Genomic DNA, 19,504 nt, shown 5'->3' on the forward strand with positions numbered 1-19,504 from the left:
TCTTTAATACTCGCGTACAAGTCATTACTACTCGCGCGAGAGTCTTTGATACTCGCGTACAAGTCATTGCTACTCACGCGAGAGTCTTTGATACTGGCGCACGAGTCTTTGATATTCGTTTACCAGTATTAATACCATTAACGATAATAGTTTCTCCCCTGCTCCCCTGCCATCAAATTTTCACCTGTTCTCTATATACTTTTGGCGTTATGCCCATGAATTTACGAAAAACATTGGTAAAATGACTCTGGCTTTGAAAACCAACTTGTTCAGATATTTGCTCGATAGTTTTGTTGCTTTCAGCCAATAGCTTTTTTGCCTTAGCAATACGGCAATTCATTACATACTGATGCGGCGCAAAACCTGTAGATTGTTTAAATAAGCGGGAAAAATGATACATACTCATCTCTACAACCGCAGAAATTTCAGCCAGAGTTAAATCTTTTTCTAAGTTGTCTTGAATATATGAGATAGCTTGACGTAACTTTCTGGGAGAAAGACCTTTATTGTTAGAGAAGTGCGTAACTTTATCGCTGGCTATTGAGTGATGTTTCAGCAGGTGAATGCAGAGTGTAGTTTTCAGAGACTCAATATAAATTTTGCTACCTACACCGTCTGATTCTAATTCTGATTTAAGTGCTAAACCAATTTGCTGAATGAACGGTTCGGGTGCGGCAAAGTGGGGTGTTAACTCAACACCTTGTAAATCTATTGACTCTAATATTATCTGATTGAAAAACGCAGGTTCCAAACTGAGGAGCAAAAAGTCGGTTTCTGATGCCCAACGGGAAATGTGATGGGCGTTAGCGGGTATAATTGCCACATGACCATTGAATATGTTTTCCTCTTGAAACCGTCCATCTAATACTCGCTCTGCTTTAGTTAAATGATGCGCCAAGTTAACAGATATGACGTGTTGTTGTGGCGAATGTTCGGGAGTTTCGTAAGCAGGCTGTTGATGAATATCTAGACGTATACCATCCCACCCTGCATGGTAACTAGAAATTAAGGGCGATCGCGGCAGAACTTCTGCACAAGCATCTTCTTGAGTAAAATCAATATTTAAGATTTTCTCTTCTAGCATCATTCTCACCGCAGAGATAATAGAATTAGGTGTAACGCTATACTTAAACCGTAATCCGGAAAGAGGCGTTATTTCAATGAATTACTATGTAATATACGACGGAAATTGCAATCTCTGCGTTACTTTCGTGCAATTTTTAGAAAGATTAGACCAAGGGAAGATGTTTCGTTACGCTTCTATGCAAGACGAACAAACACTTACTCGGTGGGGAATTACATCCCAAGATTGCCAAAAAGGAGTGATATTAATTGATGCTAATGCTCCTGAGCGACGCTGGCAAGGTAGCGATGCGGCTGAAGAAATTGGCAAGTTACACCCAATGGGAAGTTTGATTGTCGATGCTTATCGCGCTATACCGGGAATGAAGTGGACAGGCGATCGCTTTTACGAACAAATCCGCGATAATCGTTACACTCTATTTGGCAAACGTGCTTCGACCTATCAATCAGCATACTGTGTGGATGGTGGCTGCAAAATTGGTAATGATTAGTATATGAGCAATTTTTGATAGTCTAATTTAGGGGGTTGGTATGACAGTAAGTAAGCCAGATTTAGAAACATCCCAGACGACTGATATTGTGGATGATATTGTGGACTGGGAACCCCCAATGCCACCCACAGATTTAATATTTGATGATGGAGAACCATTGGAATCAAATCGCCACCGTATTGCCATGAATGTCTTAATTCGGTCATTGCAACAAGCTTGGGCTGACCGAACTGACTTTTACACAGGTGGCAATATGTTCATCTACTACAGCAGTACCCAAGCGCGTAACAATGATTTTCGCGGCCCCGATTTTTTTGCAGTGCTGAATGTTGATGGTACTATCCCTAGACAAGGCTGGGTAGTTTGGGAAGAAAATGGCCGTTACCCTGATGTCATCGTCGAATTGATGTCACCATCTACAGCGCGGGTTGACAAAGTTACAAAAAAAGATATTTATCAACAAACCTTCCGCACACCAGATTATTTTGTCTATGACCCGTTTGACCCCAACTCGTTGCAAGGCTGGCATTTAGATGCAAATCAGACTTACCAACTTTTAACCCCGAATGAACGTGGTTGGCTGTGGTGTCAGCGTTTAGGTTTTTGGTTAGGAACTTGGGAAGGCACAGTAGATAGAGAATCAGCAATTTGGCTACGGTTTTACGATTCTGAGGGTAATCTTGTGCCTTTACCAGAAGAAGCAGCCCAAGCCCAAGCCGATGCGGCACAAGCCCAAGCCCAAGCAGCCCAAGCCCAAGCCGAAATCGCCCAAGCACGGGCTGAACGTTTAGCCGCCCGTTTAAGAGAGTTAGGTGAAGACCCTGATATTTAATGATGAGTGTGTGGGGTTAATGGTATGAAGGCGAAAGAATGAAATTTCAGACTTCAGACTTTTCATTAAACAGTTCTAAAATCTGCCGACAAAATTGTTTTAGCTTGTCACCTACTTGTGCAGAAGGTGCCGACTCGCCAACAATGTTCCAGTTCTCTACTGTCGAAAGTCGCCACGCCTCACCGCGATGGTCAAATCCAGCAACTTCTATACCAATTGCCCGACGTAAGTTTGTTATCGGATCTTGATGAAAGCGGATTTGAATCAAGACACTACGACTACGCCAGGATTTGCTGATACCAGGAAAGTGAAACCCAATGTCTATAGAATCTGGATCAACTAATTCTCTGGTTTCTGGGTCATTCTTCCAAGGTTTCAAATCCGATTTCGCATCAGGAAACTGGAATTTGAACAAATTAACTACCGTAGCAATCTTGCTGGCGAGTTCAAGGTTAGTTGCCTGTTCAGCTGCGTTCACGAAAAAACACTCCTAAATAGTTAGTCAGCTAAGGGGAATGTGACGACAGAAAACCGCCAGAAGGCTTATTTTATTTGTGTTTCAGCTTATCAAGACGTTTTAAATTTCGCAACTTTAAAATTATCTTTTCTTAACAATTTATGAAGTATGAAATTTTATTATTAGACCCTTATAATTAAATACTTTAAGTAATTGTACCTAAAAAATTAGGAAAACTGACTGAATCCGTATCAGTCTGGAGAAAATTTCAGAATTTTCCGCAAAATCGTCTACTGGCTAGAACGATAAATTACCTTGACGATCTAAAATTACACTGTTAGCTGGCAAACGTTAAAAAAAATTAAGTTCAGTTTATGGCGCGTCAACGCTCGATTTTCTCATTAATTCTAGTATTATTGGCTACGTTCCTCATTAGTTGTGGCGGGCCTGGAGTAGCAGTTGCACCTCCAACATATACAACAGAACAAATTGCACAAATTCAGGAATATGTGCCTGAAATTCAGACTGTGCGCGATCGCGCAGACGAACTAAAAAACCTCATCCAAAAAAATGAGTGGATTAAGGTGGGTAACTTTATTCATGGCCCGATGGCAGAAGCTAGACTGGCGATGACTTACATAGCACCCCACCTTCTCCCCAAAGACCAAACCGCAGCCCGTCAAATTACCAAAGATTTACTGAATCACTTGGTTAAAGTTGATCAAGCAGCTAGTAATGGTAATAGTCTACTTGCCTTGAGTAACTATCAAGCCGCCTTTACAGATGTTGATAAATTCCTGCAACTGTTACCTGAAGGTAACAAGGAAGCTGAATCCTAAGCAGTGATTCCTTAGTGGTAAGTTATGAGTTAGAAGTTAGGAAGTAGCTAGTCTTAACTCCTAGCTTATAACTTCTCAATATCCCAGCAATGAGTCATGTAATTATTATCGGTTGTGGTGTAATTGGAGCCGCGATCGCCTATGAACTGAGTCAAGTAACAGGGTTGCAAATTACCGTTATTGACCAACAACCACCCGCACAAGCTTCTACAGGTGCAGCCCTTGGCGTTTTGATGGGTGTCATCAGTCAAAAAATCAAGGGCAAAGCTTGGCGGCTACGGCAAACCAGCATTGAACGTTACGAAACTTTAATTCCTGAACTAGAAGCCTTAACAGGACGTAAAATCCCTTTTAACCGTCAGGGAATCCTACATCTGTGTTGGGAAGAAGAAAATTTTGATAATTGGGCAAACTTAGTCGAAATTCGCGCCTCTCAAGGTTGGCAATTAGAAATTTGGGACACAGCGAAACTCAAGAATATTTGCCCTCAAGTTAATAATGACAAAATCACTGGCGCGGTCTATTCACCTCAAGACCGTCAACTTGACCCCACCGCCTTAACCTTAGCCTTAGTTGAAGCCGCCCAACACAAAGGCGTAACCTTCAAATTTGGTGTGAACGTTGTAAATATCTCAGCCACATCAATCGAAACTACAGCAGGAGAAATTGCTGCTGATTGGATTGTAGTTGCAGCTGGGCTTGGTTCTACACTACTGACATCAGGGTTAAACCAAAAGATTAATATTCGCCCTGTTTTAGGACAAGCATTACAAATACATTTAGAAAATCCTATCGGCAACCCTGCATTTCAGGCGATGATTACTTGTAATGATGTGCATATCGTCCCAGTAGGCTGCGGAGATTATTGGATAGGCGCGACGGTAGAGTTTCCTAGCAATGGCGATGAAATCCCACCGAATCATGAACTATTAGAGTCTGTGAGACAACAAGCGATCGCCTTTTGTCCAGAATTAGCCTCAGCGACTATTACCCGTACATGGTTAGGGTTACGCCCCCGCCCCGAAGGTCGCCCAGCACCAATAATTGAAAAACTGCCAGGATTTAACAACATCCTCCTCGCCACCGGACATTATCGTAACGGTGTGTTACTAGCACCTGCAACGGCCTATGCGATTCGTGAGATGATTGTTTGAGAATTCAGAAGTCAGGAGCCAGAATTCAGAATTAATCGTCCTTCTGATTTCTATATTCTGAATTCTTAGTTTCTATTAGGAAAGTAGCGTGGCTGTAACAGAAAATAAAGTAAAAGTTGATTCATTAGAGTGGTTTTATCGGGAAGCCGAACCGATTGGACAAAGTGATTTATTACCTGTAATCTTGCTGCACGGAATAGTATCCCAAAGTTATAGCTGGCGTAATATTATGCCAGCTTTAGCCAGTCAAGGAACACGCGCGATCGCACCTGATTGGATTGGGTATGGCTTTTCTGCTATGCCAGAAAAACGCGATTTTGCTTATACTCCTGACGCATTTATTCAAGCTTTGGAAGGATTTATCCAAGCACTAAAAATTGAAAAATTTTCTTTAGTTGTTCAAGGCTTCTTAGGTTCTGTTGGTTTACAATATGCATTGCGTCATCCTGAAAAAATTGCCAACATTGCTATTTTAAATGCACCCATTTCTACCAACACTAAATTACCTTGGAAACTCAAACAAATGGGTTTACCTTTAGCAGGTGAAATGATAACTCAAGACCCTTTATTAGTTGACCGCACCCTCGAAGGGGGTAGCCGTTACCGCATCGAAGATAAAGATTTAGATGTGTACCGCAGACCTTTTTTGAAAACTTCTGCGGCTGGTAGAGGTCTATTATCAACTATTCGCAATTTACAACTCCCTCAAGCAATGTCAGAAATTGAATCTGGCTTTCAAAAATGGCAACAGCCTATTCTGCTTCAATGGGGCATGATTGACCCTTGGTTATCAGTAGACATAGCACAAAAATTTAGTGATTCTGTATCCAGCGCAGAATTAATAAAACTTAATAACGTTGGACATTATCCACAAGAACATTATCACAACGCAATTTTAGAAGATTTACTGCCCTTTGTCAGACGTGTAAATAAATAATCAGAAATAAATTTTGCAAAAATCGATATTATAAAAAATGAAACCATAGATAAACACAGATAATTTATCTGTGTTTAACAAATAGCTAATTAGATGATTTGGCATAGTATTTAATGCGCTCGTAAGTAGAAAATTGTTGAGTAACTTATGATGTATTAAAGCCACCTTAATGGAGAAGAGAATTCATGGCTTATTCTTGGTTTAAAGCATTTCATATTATTGGGATTGTAGTTTGGTTTGCTGGGTTATTTTACTTGGTGCGTCTTTTCATTTACCATGTAGAAGCTGAACAAGAACCAGAACCAGCACGCACGATACTGAAAAATCAGTATCAAATTATGGAACTACGGCTTTATCGTATTATCACTACTCCGGGAATGTTAGTGACAGTAGCAATGGCGATAGGTTTGTTGAGTACTGAACCAGAAGTTTTAAAACAGACTTGGCTACACTTCAAACTGCTATTTGTTGCCTTATTACTGGGTTATCATCATTACTGCGGTCGTTTGATGAAGAAGTTAGCGAAGGATGAATGTCGTTGGACAGGTCAACAGTTACGTGCTTTAAATGAAGCCCCTACAGTTATGTTGGTGGTGATTGTACTATTGGCAGTGTTTAAAAACAATCTCCCTACAGATATTACCGCTTGGGTAATTTTTGGTCTAATTGTATTTATGGCTGTGACTATTCAGCTATATGCAAAGAAACGCAAGCGTGATAAAGAACAAATGATGGCACAGATAGGCCAACCTCAAGAGCAAAGTTAGACGAAAACGCCTGAGATATCTTAGTATTAAGAAATGTTAAAAAATATATTTGATATCTCAGGCGTAAATCAATGTCAGCAAAAGATTTAGGGAAACCGCGTCCCTTATGGCGTGTAATCTTCTTGTCTGTAATTACAGGTATGCTGTATTACGGCTGGTATAAATGGATTATTCAAGAAGAATTACGTCGTTATAAAGGTTTCGGTTGGTCAGGAACGCTGTGTTTAGCACCGTTTGTTTTCGGAGTAGCAATTCCCCAAGCTTTACGAATATTTGATCCTGATGTACCTGGATGGTTTGGTTGGTTTTCGCTGTTGGGTATTATTTGGATTTATATTGTTCAGTTTAAGCTATATAAGACTGTGAATGAATTGTACCGCCAAGCAGGTTTAAAAGAACCATTAGTAGTTTGGTGGCTATTTATCCCCGGATTAAATTTAATTGTTGGTTTACGACAAATCCATTTTTTAAGCCAGTTTTGGGCAAAACAACAAGGAGTTAGCGTTTCAGATTATATAGCTGAAAATATTCCTTTACTCTCGGCTAATGCTTAATAAGTTTAGGAATTGAAAAACTTAATTTTGTCAGGTGCGTTCAACTTTGTTAGCGCACCTCTGCTTTATTTAAAGTAGCAAAGGAGATAATCGCCGAATGCAAATTCAGCAGTTATTTAGCGATCGCGTGGGCGTAATTGCGACAATGCATCAAAAAGAAAAGGTAATTGCGCCATTATTAGAGAATGAATTAAATATTAAAACTATAGTACCAGCTAATTTTAATACTGATGCTTTTGGTACATTTACAAGAGAAGTAAAACGTCCTGGTAATCAAATGGAAGCTGCTAAACTAAAAGCAGAAGCAGCCTTAAAAATAACTGGTGAAACTTTAGCGATCGCTAGTGAAGGTAGTTTTGTACCTCATCCTCTTGTACCATATATTTACTCTAATCGAGAAATCGTTATTTTCTTAGATAAAGAAAATAAAATAGAAATTATTGGCGAAGAATTTTCAATAGAAACAAACTTTAATCATCAGATAGTTGAAAATATTCAAGAAGCCTACGATTTTGCTAAAAAAGTTGGTTTCCCTGAACACGGTCTAGTAATTTACTGGGAAGATGCCGCTAAAAATAGCCTTGAGATAATTAAAGGAATTACGACAGAAGCAAAACTGCAAGAAACTATTAACACAGCATTTAAAAATGCTGTAGACGGTAAAGTTAACTTAGAAACAGATATGCGGGCGCATCATAACCCAACCCGCATGAAGAATATTGAAAAAGCCACATTAGATTTAATCAAAAAAATTAAAAGCTTATGCCCACAATGTTCTGCACCTGGTTTTGCTATAACTGAGAGAACAGCAGGATTGCCCTGTGAAATGTGTGCTATGCCAACTAATTTGACACTTGCAGTCATTTATCAGTGTCAAAAATGTGGTTTCAAGCAAGAAAAGTTATTTCCCAATGGCAGAGAATTTGCTGATCCAGCACAATGTATGTACTGTAATCCTTAAGTGAAGAAGAGGCTAGAGGTTAGGCAATACGGTTCGGATAACCATTTTGAACTAAGAATTGGTTTGGGGAAAAGGTTAAAGGGTAAGGGTTAAAGGTTTTTTATTCGCCTTTTCCCCTTCGCCTTTCCCCTTTAACCGAACCGTATTGAGAGGTTAAGGACTAGACTAGTGTTGTGTCTTCCCTTAATCTAGAAGAAAAAAGCCCCAGTACTTCTCAAAAGCAAAAGGGCTGACGGTATGGTGTAAGGAGCAAACTATTTGTTTACTTAACTATAGGTTAGCTAGGGAATGTGACAGTGCTATCACATTAGTATGAAAATTATGCGATCGCTAAAAATTATTAGCTACGAGTAAAAAATACCGCAGCCAGCACGATTAACCCTAAAAGTGCCAAGGGAACCCAAAGATTAGGTACATCCGACAAACTCATCACTTAGTATTTTCGACATTCTGATCAGGGATAATTCAATTTATACAGCAAGCAGCCTGCATGGGAAACCCACAATGGCATCACCAGAAACAGTCATTTGGCTACAAGAACGTACAACTTTAGGAATTCTCTCAGATGCGGCGTTAAATGCGATCGCCCAAGCCCTGGAAGAACGAGTTGTACCACAAGGTCGTAACTTAGTCAGCGCAGGTACTCCCCCAGAAGCCGTTTACATCCTCAAAGACGGGCAAATTGAAAGCGAAACCAGCAATAAAAATAACTTTACCCCCGCCTGTGGTTTTCTTCCAGGGGCAGTAATTAACCTCAAAGAACTGTTATTAGATGAATTAACACTATCTACAATCATTGCCCTTTCGGAATGTCATGTATGGGCTATTCCGGCTGCGGAATTTCGCACCATAGCAACCCAATACCCAGAAATTACTCAAGCATTATCTCGCTCTTTAGCCCAAGAATTAGCGCAAGTCACATCAGCCTTAACCTACGAACAAGAACGTTCTGTCGCCTTGCGTCCCTATTTAGTGACCAAAGCCCAACGAGGTATTGTTGGTAGCAGCCGCTATGCAGTACGTTTACGCGAACAAATACGCGAAGCCGCAGCTGACAGCAAATCAGTAGAAATCTTTGGTGAACCAGGCTTGGAAAAGGACAATATTGCAGCTTTGATTCACTATGGTTCACCCAAACGGCGAGAACCCATTATTAAAATCAATTGTGGCATTCTGCAAACTAGCGGTATAGACCTATTTGGTCGTGCAGGCGGCAAACCTGGTCTTTTGGAATGGTTGGGAGAAGGCACTTTAGTACTCAACAACATTCAAGAATTGCCTCCAGAATTATTACCAGCAATGGTACAGTTAATCAAAACAGGTACTTACAGCCCGGTAACTCGTGCTGGAGAAGCCACAGCCGCACCCCGCCCCAGCCAAGCCAGGATTTTGATTATTTCCGAAAAAACTGAGTCCAAAATTGAACGCTGTGTAGGCCGTTTGATTAAAGTACCACCAGTGCGCGTGCGGAAGACTGATATCAAAGCACAGGTAGAATATTACACCAGTCTTTATGTGCGATCGCGAGGTTTGCCGAAACCTCATGTTACCCCAGAAGCCTTACGCCGCTTGCAGTCCTATGACTTTCCTGGCAATCTCAAGGAATTAAAAAATTTAGTGGAACGGGCAATTGTTCAAGCAGGAGAAAGGCAAGAACTAACAGAAGAAATCTTTTGGTCAGCCCAACCCAAGAAAAAAGAATTTCGCGTTAATTTGTTAAATGTCTATCCTGGGTTGCGGAAGTTCTTACGGAGTGACTGGTGGCCAGACCGCATTAACTATGGCTTTACTGTGGTAGTTTTTCCGATCATCATTGCTGTGTTATTTGTGGGGCCGCAAACACGCGATCGCAATTTCGCTTTAAATTTATTTTGGGCTTGGTGGTGGCCGTTCTTCCTATTTCTGTTTCCGTTTTTAGGTCGTGTGTGGTGTGCCGTTTGTCCGTTCATGATTTACGGCGAAATTACCCAAAAATTATCTTTATGGCTAATTCCGCGCCAACTCAAACGCTGGCCTAGAGAGAAAGCCGAAAAATGGGGTGGATGGTTTGTGTTTGGCTTATTTACTCTAATTTTTCTTTGGGAAGAACTCTGGCACTTAGAAAATACAGCTTACCTGTCTGCCTGTTTGCTGTTATTAATTACCGCCGGCGCAATGATTTTCTCCGCCATATTTGAACGGCGGTTTTGGTGTCGCTATCTCTGTCCTATTGGCGGGATGAATGGTTTATTTGCCAAACTCTCCATGACAGAACTACGCGCACAACAAGGGATTTGTTCGGCTACCTGTACTACTTATCAGTGTTACAAAGGCGGGCCGCAAAAAGGCGAAGGCATGGAAACCAATGGCTGTCCGTTATATTCTCATCCCGCCCAGCTAGAAGATAACAGAGATTGCGTCTTGTGCATGACTTGTTTAAAAGCCTGTCCCCATCGTTCCGTTGAGTTTAACTTGCGTCCCCCTGGCATTGAACTATGGACGACTCATCTACCTCGCCAGTATGAAGTAGCATTATTATTTTTACTTTTAGGTGGTATATATCTGCATCGTTTGCCAGAATTGCAATCATCGTTGGGTTTGCATCTAGATTTAACCCAGTTTTGGCAACATTTAGGCTTATCATTAGCAGTCTTAATTTTCCCAGTTGCTGTAACTTGGGCAGCATATGGCTTGATACAGCTATTTAATCAACGCAAGCCTAAACCATTCATAGAACTTGCTTATGGTTACTTACCACTGGTGTTAGGAGGTAACTTAGCCCACTACCTACGTTTAGGTTTAGGAGAAGGCGGGCGAATTTTACCTGTGACTGTGGCAACTTTTGGGTTGAATAATGAAAATTTACCAATTCTGGTAGCACATCCAGCAGTTATTGCTTTTTTGCAAGGTTCTATTTTAATTTTTTCAGTATTTTTAACAATAGTATTAACGCAAAAAATAGCAAGACAACTACTGCGATCGCTCATTTGGCAACACTTAGCAACTATTGCCCTGGCAGCTAGTATGTGGAGACTGATAGTGTCTTAGTTAAATAACTGCCTTCATGCATTTGATATGCAAATTTTAAAATCTTCTGTTTAGTTCAAAGATTGGGTAAACTTTGAACTATAGTTTCATTAATACTGACTTTTTTGTTTATATTAGCACTCAGTACAGATGCTATTTAATTTACCCTAACCACTAAACTCTTTATGATGTCAATACCTACTGTGAATTCTGAGGCAGGAGGTTATGTTGTCCATGACTTAGCTCATACAACTCATTGGAACATAGCTAACTCTTTACAACAGCCTTTGCACTGCTCAACCTCAAGTATCACAAAAAGATTAATTGACATCATAGGAGCTATTGTTGGTTTAGTTATTACAGCTATATTGCTAATTCCTATAGCCATAGCCACCAAAATTCATAGCCCAGGCCCAGTATTCTATTCCCAAATTCGCTGCGGTACAAACGGACAAACTTTCCGCATCTGGAAGTTCCGTTCGATGGTAGTTGATGCGGAAAAACTCAAGCATTTAGTAAAAAATCAAGCCAATGGTCACATTTTTAAATCTAATGATGACCCTCGCATTACACCTATTGGTAAATTTTTGCGTCGCACCAGCTTAGATGAGTTTCCCCAGTTTTGGAATGTGCTAATGGGGGACATGAGCTTAGTTGGTACTCGTCCACCCACCCCTGATGAAGTCATGAACTATGCACCCCATCATTGGGAGAGATTAAGAGTCAAGCCAGGTATGACTGGAGAATGGCAAGTTAATGGTCGTTCCAGTATCAAAGATTTTGAAACCATCGTCAAAATGGATATTGACTATCAACGTAAATGGTCTGTAGTTTATGACCTAAAGCTCATATTTAAAACAATCTGGGTGGTCTTTAACAAAAGTGGTGCTTGTTAGTCGAAATTAACCTTTAACACCACTACCAGTGTCAGTTGGGACAATATAGCGTTGTACAAATAGAAATAATATTAGGACTGGAGCGATAGAAATAATCGAACCCGCAGCCACCAACCGCCAGTCTAGAGAAAACGTACCTGCTAATTTTGCAACTCCCAAAGGTAAGGTATAAAGTTTTTCGTCTTGGATGACAATCAAAGGCCAAAGAAAATCACTCCAAGAACCAATAAATACAAAAATTGCCAGCGTAACTAATGCAGGACGGATAGCTGGTAACATAATCAACCACCACAAGCCTATTTCTGAACTACCATCCATCCGGGCGGCTTCTTCGATTTCTTTTGGCACACCCATAAAAGCTTGCCGCAGCAAAAAAATGCCAAAAGCAGAAGCTAAACTAGGAAACATCATTCCCCAATAAGTGTTTACTAAGCCTAGCTGCACTGTCAAAATGTATAGAGGAATCATGACAATCTGAAAGGGAATCATGATTGTCGAGACGATCGCAACAAAAATCCAGTCTCTTCCCGGAAATGAAAGTCTAGCTAACGGGTAAGCAGCTAAAGCACAAAATAGTAGATTCAAGCCAACAGTCAGCACAGAAACCAAGGTGCTGTTATATAAATACTGGGCAAAAGGCAGAGATTGCCAAACACTAGAAAAATTATTAAGTGTAGGTTGGCTGGGTAGTAGCTGCGGTGGCGACTGCAAAATATTTTCAGTTGGTGATTTCAACGCTGTACTAATTAACCACAGCAGAGGAAACAGCGTTAATAATGCGATCGCTCCTAGTAAACCATAGGTTATTAAAATTTGCCAGCGTGAGTTTTTTATCTTTAGTTTCATAAAATTTACCTTATCTCTTGTATTGATAGGCTTTTGAATTATCTAACTCGGTAAAGCCCATCTCTACCTACAACAAAGTTTATTCTAAGGATAAATAACGAATTTAGTTTCTGTAACAATTGCTTGTAAAGGTTTATCCCAATTTTCTACTGGTAATTGAGGTAAGTAAGCAAAATCAAAAACTATACCTACTGTTGGTTTATTTGCCCATTCTGGAGAACCCAGTAAGCGGTCATAATATCCACCTCCGTAACCTAGGCGATAACCTTGGCGATCGCAAGCGACACTAGGCACAAGAATTAAATCTACTTCACTAGGATTTATGATTGGGGCATTGGGATACGGTTCGCTAATCCCATACTTGTTAATCTGCACAGAATCTTCAGGTGTCCAAATATGCCAAGATAGGGAATTACCAATGCAGCGCGGAAATCCCCATTTATATTTAATATCTGCAAATAAAGGACTTAAATCTGGTTCTTGACGAAAGCTAAAATAAGTGAGTATTGTCTTTGCTTCAGTATAGAGAATAAAACTTTGTAGTGTTGTGCAAATGCGATCGCTTTTTTCTCTCCACTCTTCAACGGACATCAATTGCCGTTTTTTTAGTAATGTGCGGCGTAATTTTATTTTATCTAGTTGAATATCAACTGTATTCATGCAGAAAATTTACCCATAAAAATTGTAGAGACGTTTCATTGAAACGTCTCTACAGAACGGTAAAGTCTACTCTACAGTAATTAAGCGGCGTTTTGACGATACCAATCAATGGTATTCTTTAGCCCTTCTTTAAAGCCAACTTGAGCCGTGAAATCAAATGCTTGTTTGGCGCGTTCAGTATCCAAACATCTCCGAGGTTGACCATTGGGTTTGTCTGTTTCCCAAACTATTTCACCGTCAAATTCCATCAGTTCGGCAATTAAATTTACCAAATCACGAATAGAAATTTCATAGCCAGTGCCTAAGTTAACTGGTTCAGATTCATTGTAAAATTGAGTACCCATAACAATTCCCCGCGCTGCATCTTCAGAATAGAGAAACTCGCGGGTAGGACTACCATCACCCCAAACTGGTAGTTGTTTTTCTTTCTTAACTTGGGCTTCGTGGACTTTGCGAATTAATGCCGGAATTACATGGGAACTGCTGGGGTCGAAGTTATCTTCTGGCCCGTATAAATTTACTGGCAGTAGATAAATACCATTAAAACCGTATTGTTGGCGGTAAGATTGCAACTGAACTAACAGTGCTTTCTTTGCCACACCATAGGGTGCGTTGGTTTCTTCTGGGTAGCCATTCCAAAGGTCATCTTCTTTAAATGGCACGGGAGTAAATTTAGGATAGGCACAGATTGTACCCACACAGACAAATTTTTCTACTCCAGCTTGATGGGCAGCATGAATTAGCTGGGTTCCCATAATTAAGTTGTCGTAGAATAACTCTGCTGGCTTTTCGCGGTTGAGACCAATCCCACCGACGTGAGCCGCTAGATGAATAATTATGTCTTGTTGGTCAACTGCACGTTGACAGTTTTCCCAAACACGGATGTCGCATTCACGCGATCGCGGTACTGTAATTTTTGCACTATCAGCCCCAGCTTTACACAGCTGATCTATTACCTGACGACCTAGGAATCCTGCCCCACCTGTGACGAGAATCCTTTTGTTTTTCAGTTCTAAGGCGGTCATATTATTGTTATCCTCAGCGTGTGAATCAGAAATGGAGAGCGCCCAGTTCTTGCCGAATGGTAGCAATATCTACAGCCATTGATGTACCGTTGCCATTGGGTGAAGTGTGTCCCAAAGCTTGTAAATCTGCTTCCACCATGAGAGCGACTAATCCTTCAAAAGTAACTGAAGGTTCCCAGCCCAGTTTCTGTTTTGCCTTAGTAGGATCACCAATTAATAAGTCTACTTCTGCCGGACGCAGGTAGCGATCGTCAAACTCTACGTAATCTTGCCAGTTGAGATTGACATAACCAAATGCCAATTCTAAAAATTCTCTTACTGAATGGGTTTCACCAGTTGCAATTACGTAATCATCTGGCTGGTTTTGTTGTAACATCAGCCACATTGCTCGGACGTAATCTTTAGCATAGCCCCAATCTCGTTTAGCATCGAGATTACCCATATATAAATTTTTCTGCTTGCCAGCAACAATTCTCGCTACTGCTCTAGTAATTTTACGCGTAACAAAAGTTTCACCGCGTCGTGGTGACTCATGGTTAAACAAAATACCGTTACAAGCAAACAAATTATAAGATTCACGGTAATTTATTGTTTGCCAGTGAGCGTAAACTTTGGCACAAGCATAAGGGCTGCGAGGATAAAAGGGTGTGGTTTCACTTTGAGGTACTGCTTGTACTAAACCATACATTTCAGAAGAACCAGCTTGATAGAAACGTACTTCAGTACCTGTGCGATGTTGGTAGTCACGAATCGCTTCCAACAAACGCAGTGTACCCATCCCAACTGCATCGACTGTATACTCTGGTGAATCAAAGCTCACCCTGACATGGGATTGTGCGCCTAGGTTGTAAATCTCCGTTGGTTGAACTTCTTCTAAAATTCGTCGCAGCGTTGTACCATCGGTCAAGTCACCGTAATGAAGGAACAACCGCACTCCCTCTTTGTGGGGGTCTTCATATATGTGATCAATACGGTCTGTATTGAAGGTGGAAGTCCGACGAATAATTCCATGAACTTCATAACCTTGTTCTAGTAAAAACTCACTCAAATATGAACCGTCTTGACCTGTAATACCAGTAATCAACGCTCGCTTGATTTGCACCATGCTCAATTATCCCTATGTGATTTTTGAATCTATACTTTCAGACCAACTGATACAACCTAGCAGCTAATGACTAAATTGCCTAATGGGAAACTTACGGGTCTTAATTAATCGCAAAGGTTGGCCGTAAATAAATATACTTAATAGGAGGTTTTTTCAAAAGTCAATAATTTAATAGCCTAACGCAATTAAACGGTAGATTTTTTTGATATTTTTTGAATCTTTGCTAAAAATTCATATATTTTAGTTTTTATTAATTCCAAATTTAATTGGAGTTTTAGTAGTTTTTAAATTTAAAATGTTTATTAGTTAGTTCAGTTTTTTTGCTTCTAACAAAGAGTTTAATGATATTTTCAAAAATTCTTCACTAGAAAAAACTTTTTGCAATTGAGTAGTGAATTCTAATTATTAAAAATATTTTTGTGCAATTAATTGAATATAATATTTTAACAAATAAAAATCCAGAATTAGCTTAATACTTATGCTTTATCTGCTGTATAACTATATAAAGATTAATTAGTTGATCAACCAATCTAATGATTTTGCTTAATTTCTCTTGGCAGACCCTCATTTTTCAGTAATTACCTAAAAAATACACTGCTATATTAAGTGTAAATTTTAAAAGTGTTTCTAGGGGTATTTACTACCCCTATCATTAAAATTGATGTTTTCTCAGTAAGCTCCGTTATTTTTAGGAATAATAACTACATCAATCGTTTTCAGTATTATCCACAAGTCAAGCCAGAGATTCCTAAATTTGACATAGTGCAAGTCTATTTGAACTCTTCTAGGGTAAGGAATATCATTCCGCCCTGAAACTTGCCATAGTCCAGTAATTCCTGGTCTGATTGTTAATATCTGATCAATATGACTACCGTATTTTGGTAATTCTTCAGCTACTAGAGGTCGAGGGCCAACAACACTCATATCCCCTTTGAGAACATTCCAAAACTGGGGAAATTCGTCCAAGCTAGTAATTCGTAGAAATCTACCAATTTTGGTAATTCGCGGGTCATGTTTGAGCTTAAAACTGCTTTCAAATTCTTGCCGCATCTGAGGTGAGGTTTCCATCATTTGCATGAGGATCTCATCTGCATTGCTGACCATTGTGCGGAATTTAATACAATTGAAGCGTTTGTAATTTTTTCCTACCCGTTCTTGGACATAAAAAATCGGGCCTTCTGAGCTTGAAGCAATCAGTATGGCCAAAATTAAGTAAAGCGGAAAGAACAGGATCAATACTGATAGCGAAAATCCGATGTCGAATAGTCGCTTGGCAAACTCTCCGTTTAAAGCCTGAAAAGACCAGCCTTTAGGTTTGACTTTAGGTGTCTTTGTTTTTTTACTACGTTTTAACAAACGCGTAGACGAGCTAGCGTCTTGCCGTAGGCTTCGCTTACCGGAGAGGAGTGAGCTCTGGGCAGTCATCATACTCCTTAATAATCCACACCACACATAGTCCCAATCTTAAAGCCAAAATGAGGTGCTTCTGGAGGGAAGTTCCAAAAGCATACACAATTTCAGTACACAAATATTTACCATCATTCTAAGTATGGTCTGGTTTTTTGGCACTGAGTCAGAAAGTTTAGATAGTTCTGAGCAAAAACTTGCGGTGAAAACTGGGCAGCGTGCGATCGCAAATACTCAGGATTAAAAGCATTTTGATAAGTTTCAAATTTTTCTACCGCTTCTGTCAAGGCTGCTACGGTTTGCTCTTTAAAGAATATACCTGTTCCCTGCTCATTGTGCGATCGCACATCCAGAACTGTTTCTAAAGCCCCCCCTGCACCATAAGCAATCACCGGAGTACCACAAGCTTGTGCCTCTACTAAAGCAATGCCAAAGTCCTCACAAGCTGCGTAGACAAATGCCTTAGCTTTTGCCATATACTTTTTGACTACATCATCAGGCTGCCAACCTAAGATTTTAATGTTAGAGTTGGCAATTTTGCGAATTTTTTCCATTTCTGAACCCGTACCAATTATTACCAGTGGTAGCTGCAATTTATTAAAAGCCTGAACAATTAAAGATACCTGCTTATAACTAACTAACCGAGAAACAGTCAAGTAAAAATCCTCTTTCTGGTGAAAAAGAGGAAATGCATCGATATTTACTGGTGGATAAATAACTGCGGCTTCGCGTCGATAGCAACGCCAAATTCGTTTAGCCGTGTGCTGCGAATTAGCGATAAAGTAATCAACACGATTAGCACTTAATACATCCCACTGGCGCAACCTATGCAATAGATACCTTGTGAACCAACCAGGTAAACCTGTGCCTAATTTGCTGTGGCGGAGATAATCAAAAGTCAAATCCCAAGCATAACGCATCGGGCTATGACAGTAGCAAATATGCAACTGGTCTGGGGTAGTTAGGATTCCTTTAGCCACAGCATGAGACGAAGATAAAATTACGTCATATTGGCGCAAATCTAATTGTTCAATCGCCAAGGGCAGCAATGGTAAATATTTTTGCACCCCATTACGGGCAGAAGGAAAATTTTGCAAAAAGGTTGTACCAATTTGACGTTTGTACAAGTAACTTTCAGGATTGCTGGATTCAAAGTCAATCAGAGCATATAAATCAGCATCAACGTGATTCAGAATCTCTTGTACAACTAGTTCTGAACCGCCTGTGGCTTTAGGTGTCAGCCACTCATGAACCAGAGCATATTTCAAGGGCACAGTTAACTTGAATAAGTGGAAAAGACATCAGGTAAATTGTGAGGAAGCGCCCCAGATTCAACCCTATGACGCAATTCTACTGCCAGAGGTTCCACAGGGATCAGCAACCTGATAACCTCAAGTTGGGGAGTGGGGAGTGGGGAATAGGGAGTAGGGATTAGTATCGAAGACAAACAGATAATTTGAGATATCTAACCTCTAGCCTCTAACCTCTAATCCCTAGCCCCTCCATTAGATATAAAAGGGGAATTTATGCGAATTTTGATTATGGGTGGCACTAGGTTCATTGGTGTTTACCTAACTCAAATATTGTTAGAACAAGGACATGAGGTGGTACTGTTCAATCGTGGTAATCGTCCTGTACCGCCAGGAGTAGGACAAATTATAGGCGATCGCACGGATGCAACACAGCTGAAGGAAAAATTATCACAAGAAAATTTTGACATCATTTTTGACAATAATGGTCGAGAATTAAGTGATACTCAGCCTTTAGCAGAAATTTTCTACGGTCGAGTGCAACATTTTGTTTACATGAGTTCGGCGGGAGTTTATCTCAAATCTGACCAATTACCCCATGTGGAAGGGGATGCGATAGACCCGAAGAGTCGCCACAAAGGTAAACATGAAACAGAAGCTTACTTGGCTGAAAAGGGCTTACCTTTTACCTCAATTCGCCCGACTTATATTTACGGGCCGCAAAATTACAACGATTTAGAAAGCTGGTTTTTTGATAGAATTGTGCGCGATCGCCCAATTGCGATTCCGGGTAATGGGTTACATATTACCCAGTTCGGTCATGTCAAAGATTTGGCAACAGCGATGTCTTTAGTTGTGGGTAATCAAAAAGCGATTGGACAGATTTATAATGTTTCAGGTGATCGCTTTGTTACTTTTGATGGTTTAGCCCGTGCTTGTGCTGTAGCTGCTGGTAAATCACCTGATGCACTCAAAATAGTTCACTACGACCCGAAAAAATTTGATTTTGGTAAACGCAAAGCATTCCCAATGCGAGTACAACATTTCTTCGCATCAGTACATAAAGCACAAACCGAATTAAATTGGCAGCCTGAATATAATTTAATTTCAGGGCTAACAGATGCCTTCAAAAATGATTATCTCGTCAATGGCCGAGACAACAAAGAAATTGATTTTTCTGTAGATGATGAAATTCTCCAAGCTATGTAGAGTTTTAGATCTGATTTGGGTCGAT

At 40.2% G+C, this 19,504-nt stretch carries 19 protein-coding genes; 11 read left to right on the top strand and 8 right to left on the bottom strand.

Annotated elements, in window-relative coordinates; all coding sequences use genetic code 11:
- Positions 1-172 precede the first annotated feature (172 nt).
- Positions 173-1,084, bottom strand: coding sequence for an AraC family transcriptional regulator (locus tag H6G76_RS05230; RefSeq protein ID WP_190697243.1), 912 nt, complete (start codon positions 1,082-1,084; stop codon positions 173-175).
- A gap of 76 nt (positions 1,085-1,160) precedes the next feature.
- Between H6G76_RS05230 and H6G76_RS05235 the strand changes: the two genes are divergently transcribed.
- Positions 1,161-1,574, top strand: a complete 414-nt coding sequence (locus tag H6G76_RS05235; protein WP_190696472.1) for a thiol-disulfide oxidoreductase DCC family protein — start codon at positions 1,161-1,163, stop codon at positions 1,572-1,574.
- A 40-nt stretch (positions 1,575-1,614) separates the two neighbouring features.
- On the top strand, positions 1,615-2,406 hold the full coding sequence (locus tag H6G76_RS05240; protein WP_190696475.1) for a Uma2 family endonuclease: 792 nt from the start codon (positions 1,615-1,617) through the stop codon (positions 2,404-2,406).
- A gap of 46 nt (positions 2,407-2,452) precedes the next feature.
- On the opposite strand, the gene H6G76_RS05245 is transcribed toward H6G76_RS05240, so the two are convergent.
- Positions 2,453-2,884 carry a hypothetical protein gene (locus tag H6G76_RS05245; RefSeq protein WP_190696483.1) on the bottom strand — a complete coding sequence of 144 codons (432 nt, stop codon included), beginning with the start codon at positions 2,882-2,884 and terminating at the stop codon, positions 2,453-2,455.
- A gap of 353 nt (positions 2,885-3,237) precedes the next feature.
- On the opposite strand from H6G76_RS05245, the gene psbQ reads away from it, so the two are divergent.
- From psbQ to H6G76_RS05285, 8 genes are all read left to right on the top strand, one after another.
- Entirely contained in the window at positions 3,238-3,702 is a 465-nt protein-coding gene (gene psbQ, locus H6G76_RS05250; protein ID WP_190696486.1) for a photosystem II protein PsbQ, read from the top strand.
- Between the two features lie 89 nt (positions 3,703-3,791).
- Positions 3,792-4,856, top strand: a complete 1,065-nt coding sequence (locus H6G76_RS05255; protein ID WP_190696487.1) for an FAD-binding oxidoreductase — start codon at positions 3,792-3,794, stop codon at positions 4,854-4,856.
- 88 nt (positions 4,857-4,944) lie between these two features.
- Positions 4,945-5,793, top strand: a complete 849-nt coding sequence (locus H6G76_RS05260) for an alpha/beta fold hydrolase (RefSeq protein WP_190696490.1) — start codon at positions 4,945-4,947, stop codon at positions 5,791-5,793.
- 185 nt (positions 5,794-5,978) lie between these two features.
- Positions 5,979-6,560, top strand: coding sequence for a protoporphyrinogen oxidase HemJ (hemJ, locus tag H6G76_RS05265; RefSeq protein WP_190696493.1), 582 nt, complete (start codon positions 5,979-5,981; stop codon positions 6,558-6,560).
- 71 nt (positions 6,561-6,631) lie between these two features.
- Complete coding sequence (locus H6G76_RS05270) at positions 6,632-7,114, top strand: hypothetical protein (protein WP_190696496.1); 483 nt, start codon at positions 6,632-6,634, stop codon at positions 7,112-7,114.
- 97 nt (positions 7,115-7,211) lie between these two features.
- Positions 7,212-8,075: a DUF6671 family protein gene (locus tag H6G76_RS05275; RefSeq protein WP_190696498.1), complete on the top strand. Its 864-nt coding sequence runs from the start codon at positions 7,212-7,214 to the stop codon at positions 8,073-8,075.
- Between the two features lie 504 nt (positions 8,076-8,579).
- Entirely contained in the window at positions 8,580-11,102 is a 2,523-nt protein-coding gene (locus H6G76_RS05280; protein WP_190696502.1) for a sigma 54-interacting transcriptional regulator, read from the top strand.
- Between the two features lie 164 nt (positions 11,103-11,266).
- The gene (locus H6G76_RS05285) at positions 11,267-11,977 is read left to right on the top strand and encodes a sugar transferase (RefSeq protein WP_397333612.1); all 711 of its coding nucleotides are present in this window, start codon (positions 11,267-11,269) and stop codon (positions 11,975-11,977) included.
- A 6-nt stretch (positions 11,978-11,983) separates the two neighbouring features.
- On the opposite strand, the gene H6G76_RS05290 is transcribed toward H6G76_RS05285, so the two are convergent.
- The 6 genes from H6G76_RS05290 to H6G76_RS05315 all read right to left on the bottom strand — a co-directional run bounded on the left by H6G76_RS05290 (position 11,984) and on the right by H6G76_RS05315 (position 18,294).
- The gene (locus H6G76_RS05290; RefSeq protein ID WP_190696505.1) at positions 11,984-12,823 is read right to left on the bottom strand and encodes a carbohydrate ABC transporter permease; all 840 of its coding nucleotides are present in this window, start codon (positions 12,821-12,823) and stop codon (positions 11,984-11,986) included.
- Positions 12,824-12,907: 84 nt separating this feature from the next.
- On the bottom strand, positions 12,908-13,483 hold the full coding sequence (locus H6G76_RS05295; RefSeq protein WP_190696508.1) for a 5-formyltetrahydrofolate cyclo-ligase: 576 nt from the start codon (positions 13,481-13,483) through the stop codon (positions 12,908-12,910).
- An 80-nt stretch (positions 13,484-13,563) separates the two neighbouring features.
- Positions 13,564-14,508 (bottom strand): GDP-L-fucose synthase, encoded by a 945-nt coding sequence (locus H6G76_RS05300; RefSeq protein WP_190696511.1) that lies wholly within the window; start codon positions 14,506-14,508, stop codon positions 13,564-13,566.
- Positions 14,509-14,533: 25 nt separating this feature from the next.
- The gene (gmd, locus tag H6G76_RS05305; RefSeq protein ID WP_190696514.1) at positions 14,534-15,613 is read right to left on the bottom strand and encodes a GDP-mannose 4,6-dehydratase; all 1,080 of its coding nucleotides are present in this window, start codon (positions 15,611-15,613) and stop codon (positions 14,534-14,536) included.
- Between the two features lie 669 nt (positions 15,614-16,282).
- Positions 16,283-17,038 (bottom strand): sugar transferase, encoded by a 756-nt coding sequence (locus H6G76_RS05310; protein ID WP_190697248.1) that lies wholly within the window; start codon positions 17,036-17,038, stop codon positions 16,283-16,285.
- Positions 17,039-17,151: 113 nt separating this feature from the next.
- Complete coding sequence (locus H6G76_RS05315) at positions 17,152-18,294, bottom strand: glycosyltransferase (protein ID WP_190696517.1); 1,143 nt, start codon at positions 18,292-18,294, stop codon at positions 17,152-17,154.
- A 252-nt stretch (positions 18,295-18,546) separates the two neighbouring features.
- On the opposite strand from H6G76_RS05315, the gene H6G76_RS05320 reads away from it, so the two are divergent.
- Positions 18,547-19,479: an NAD-dependent epimerase/dehydratase family protein gene (locus tag H6G76_RS05320; protein ID WP_190696519.1), complete on the top strand. Its 933-nt coding sequence runs from the start codon at positions 18,547-18,549 to the stop codon at positions 19,477-19,479.
- Positions 19,480-19,504: the final 25 nt, after the last annotated feature.

The sequence above is a fragment of the Nostoc sp. FACHB-152 genome (assembly GCF_014697475.1).
Classification (GTDB): Bacteria; Cyanobacteriota; Cyanobacteriia; order Cyanobacteriales; family Nostocaceae; genus Nostoc_B.

What these genes read in the sequence shown, in the direction of transcription:
- H6G76_RS05230 (WP_190697243.1), bottom strand. Translation starts at nt 1,084, where the DNA reads ATGCTAGAAGAGAAAATCTTAAATATTGATTTTACTCAAGAAGATGCT.
- H6G76_RS05235 (WP_190696472.1), top strand. Translation starts at nt 1,161, where the DNA reads ATGAATTACTATGTAATATACGACGGAAATTGCAATCTCTGCGTTACT.
- H6G76_RS05240 (WP_190696475.1), top strand. Translation starts at nt 1,615, where the DNA reads ATGACAGTAAGTAAGCCAGATTTAGAAACATCCCAGACGACTGATATT.
- psbQ (WP_190696486.1), top strand. Translation starts at nt 3,238, where the DNA reads ATGGCGCGTCAACGCTCGATTTTCTCATTAATTCTAGTATTATTGGCT.
- H6G76_RS05255 (WP_190696487.1), top strand. Translation starts at nt 3,792, where the DNA reads ATGAGTCATGTAATTATTATCGGTTGTGGTGTAATTGGAGCCGCGATC.
- hemJ (WP_190696493.1), top strand. Translation starts at nt 5,979, where the DNA reads ATGGCTTATTCTTGGTTTAAAGCATTTCATATTATTGGGATTGTAGTT.
- H6G76_RS05270 (WP_190696496.1), top strand. Translation starts at nt 6,632, where the DNA reads ATGTCAGCAAAAGATTTAGGGAAACCGCGTCCCTTATGGCGTGTAATC.
- H6G76_RS05275 (WP_190696498.1), top strand. Translation starts at nt 7,212, where the DNA reads ATGCAAATTCAGCAGTTATTTAGCGATCGCGTGGGCGTAATTGCGACA.
- H6G76_RS05280 (WP_190696502.1), top strand. Translation starts at nt 8,580, where the DNA reads ATGGCATCACCAGAAACAGTCATTTGGCTACAAGAACGTACAACTTTA.
- H6G76_RS05285 (WP_397333612.1), top strand. Translation starts at nt 11,267, where the DNA reads ATGATGTCAATACCTACTGTGAATTCTGAGGCAGGAGGTTATGTTGTC.
- H6G76_RS05290 (WP_190696505.1), bottom strand. Translation starts at nt 12,823, where the DNA reads ATGAAACTAAAGATAAAAAACTCACGCTGGCAAATTTTAATAACCTAT.
- H6G76_RS05295 (WP_190696508.1), bottom strand. Translation starts at nt 13,483, where the DNA reads ATGAATACAGTTGATATTCAACTAGATAAAATAAAATTACGCCGCACA.
- H6G76_RS05300 (WP_190696511.1), bottom strand. Translation starts at nt 14,508, where the DNA reads ATGACCGCCTTAGAACTGAAAAACAAAAGGATTCTCGTCACAGGTGGG.
- gmd (WP_190696514.1), bottom strand. Translation starts at nt 15,613, where the DNA reads ATGGTGCAAATCAAGCGAGCGTTGATTACTGGTATTACAGGTCAAGAC.
- H6G76_RS05310 (WP_190697248.1), bottom strand. Translation starts at nt 17,038, where the DNA reads ATGACTGCCCAGAGCTCACTCCTCTCCGGTAAGCGAAGCCTACGGCAA.
- H6G76_RS05320 (WP_190696519.1), top strand. Translation starts at nt 18,547, where the DNA reads ATGCGAATTTTGATTATGGGTGGCACTAGGTTCATTGGTGTTTACCTA.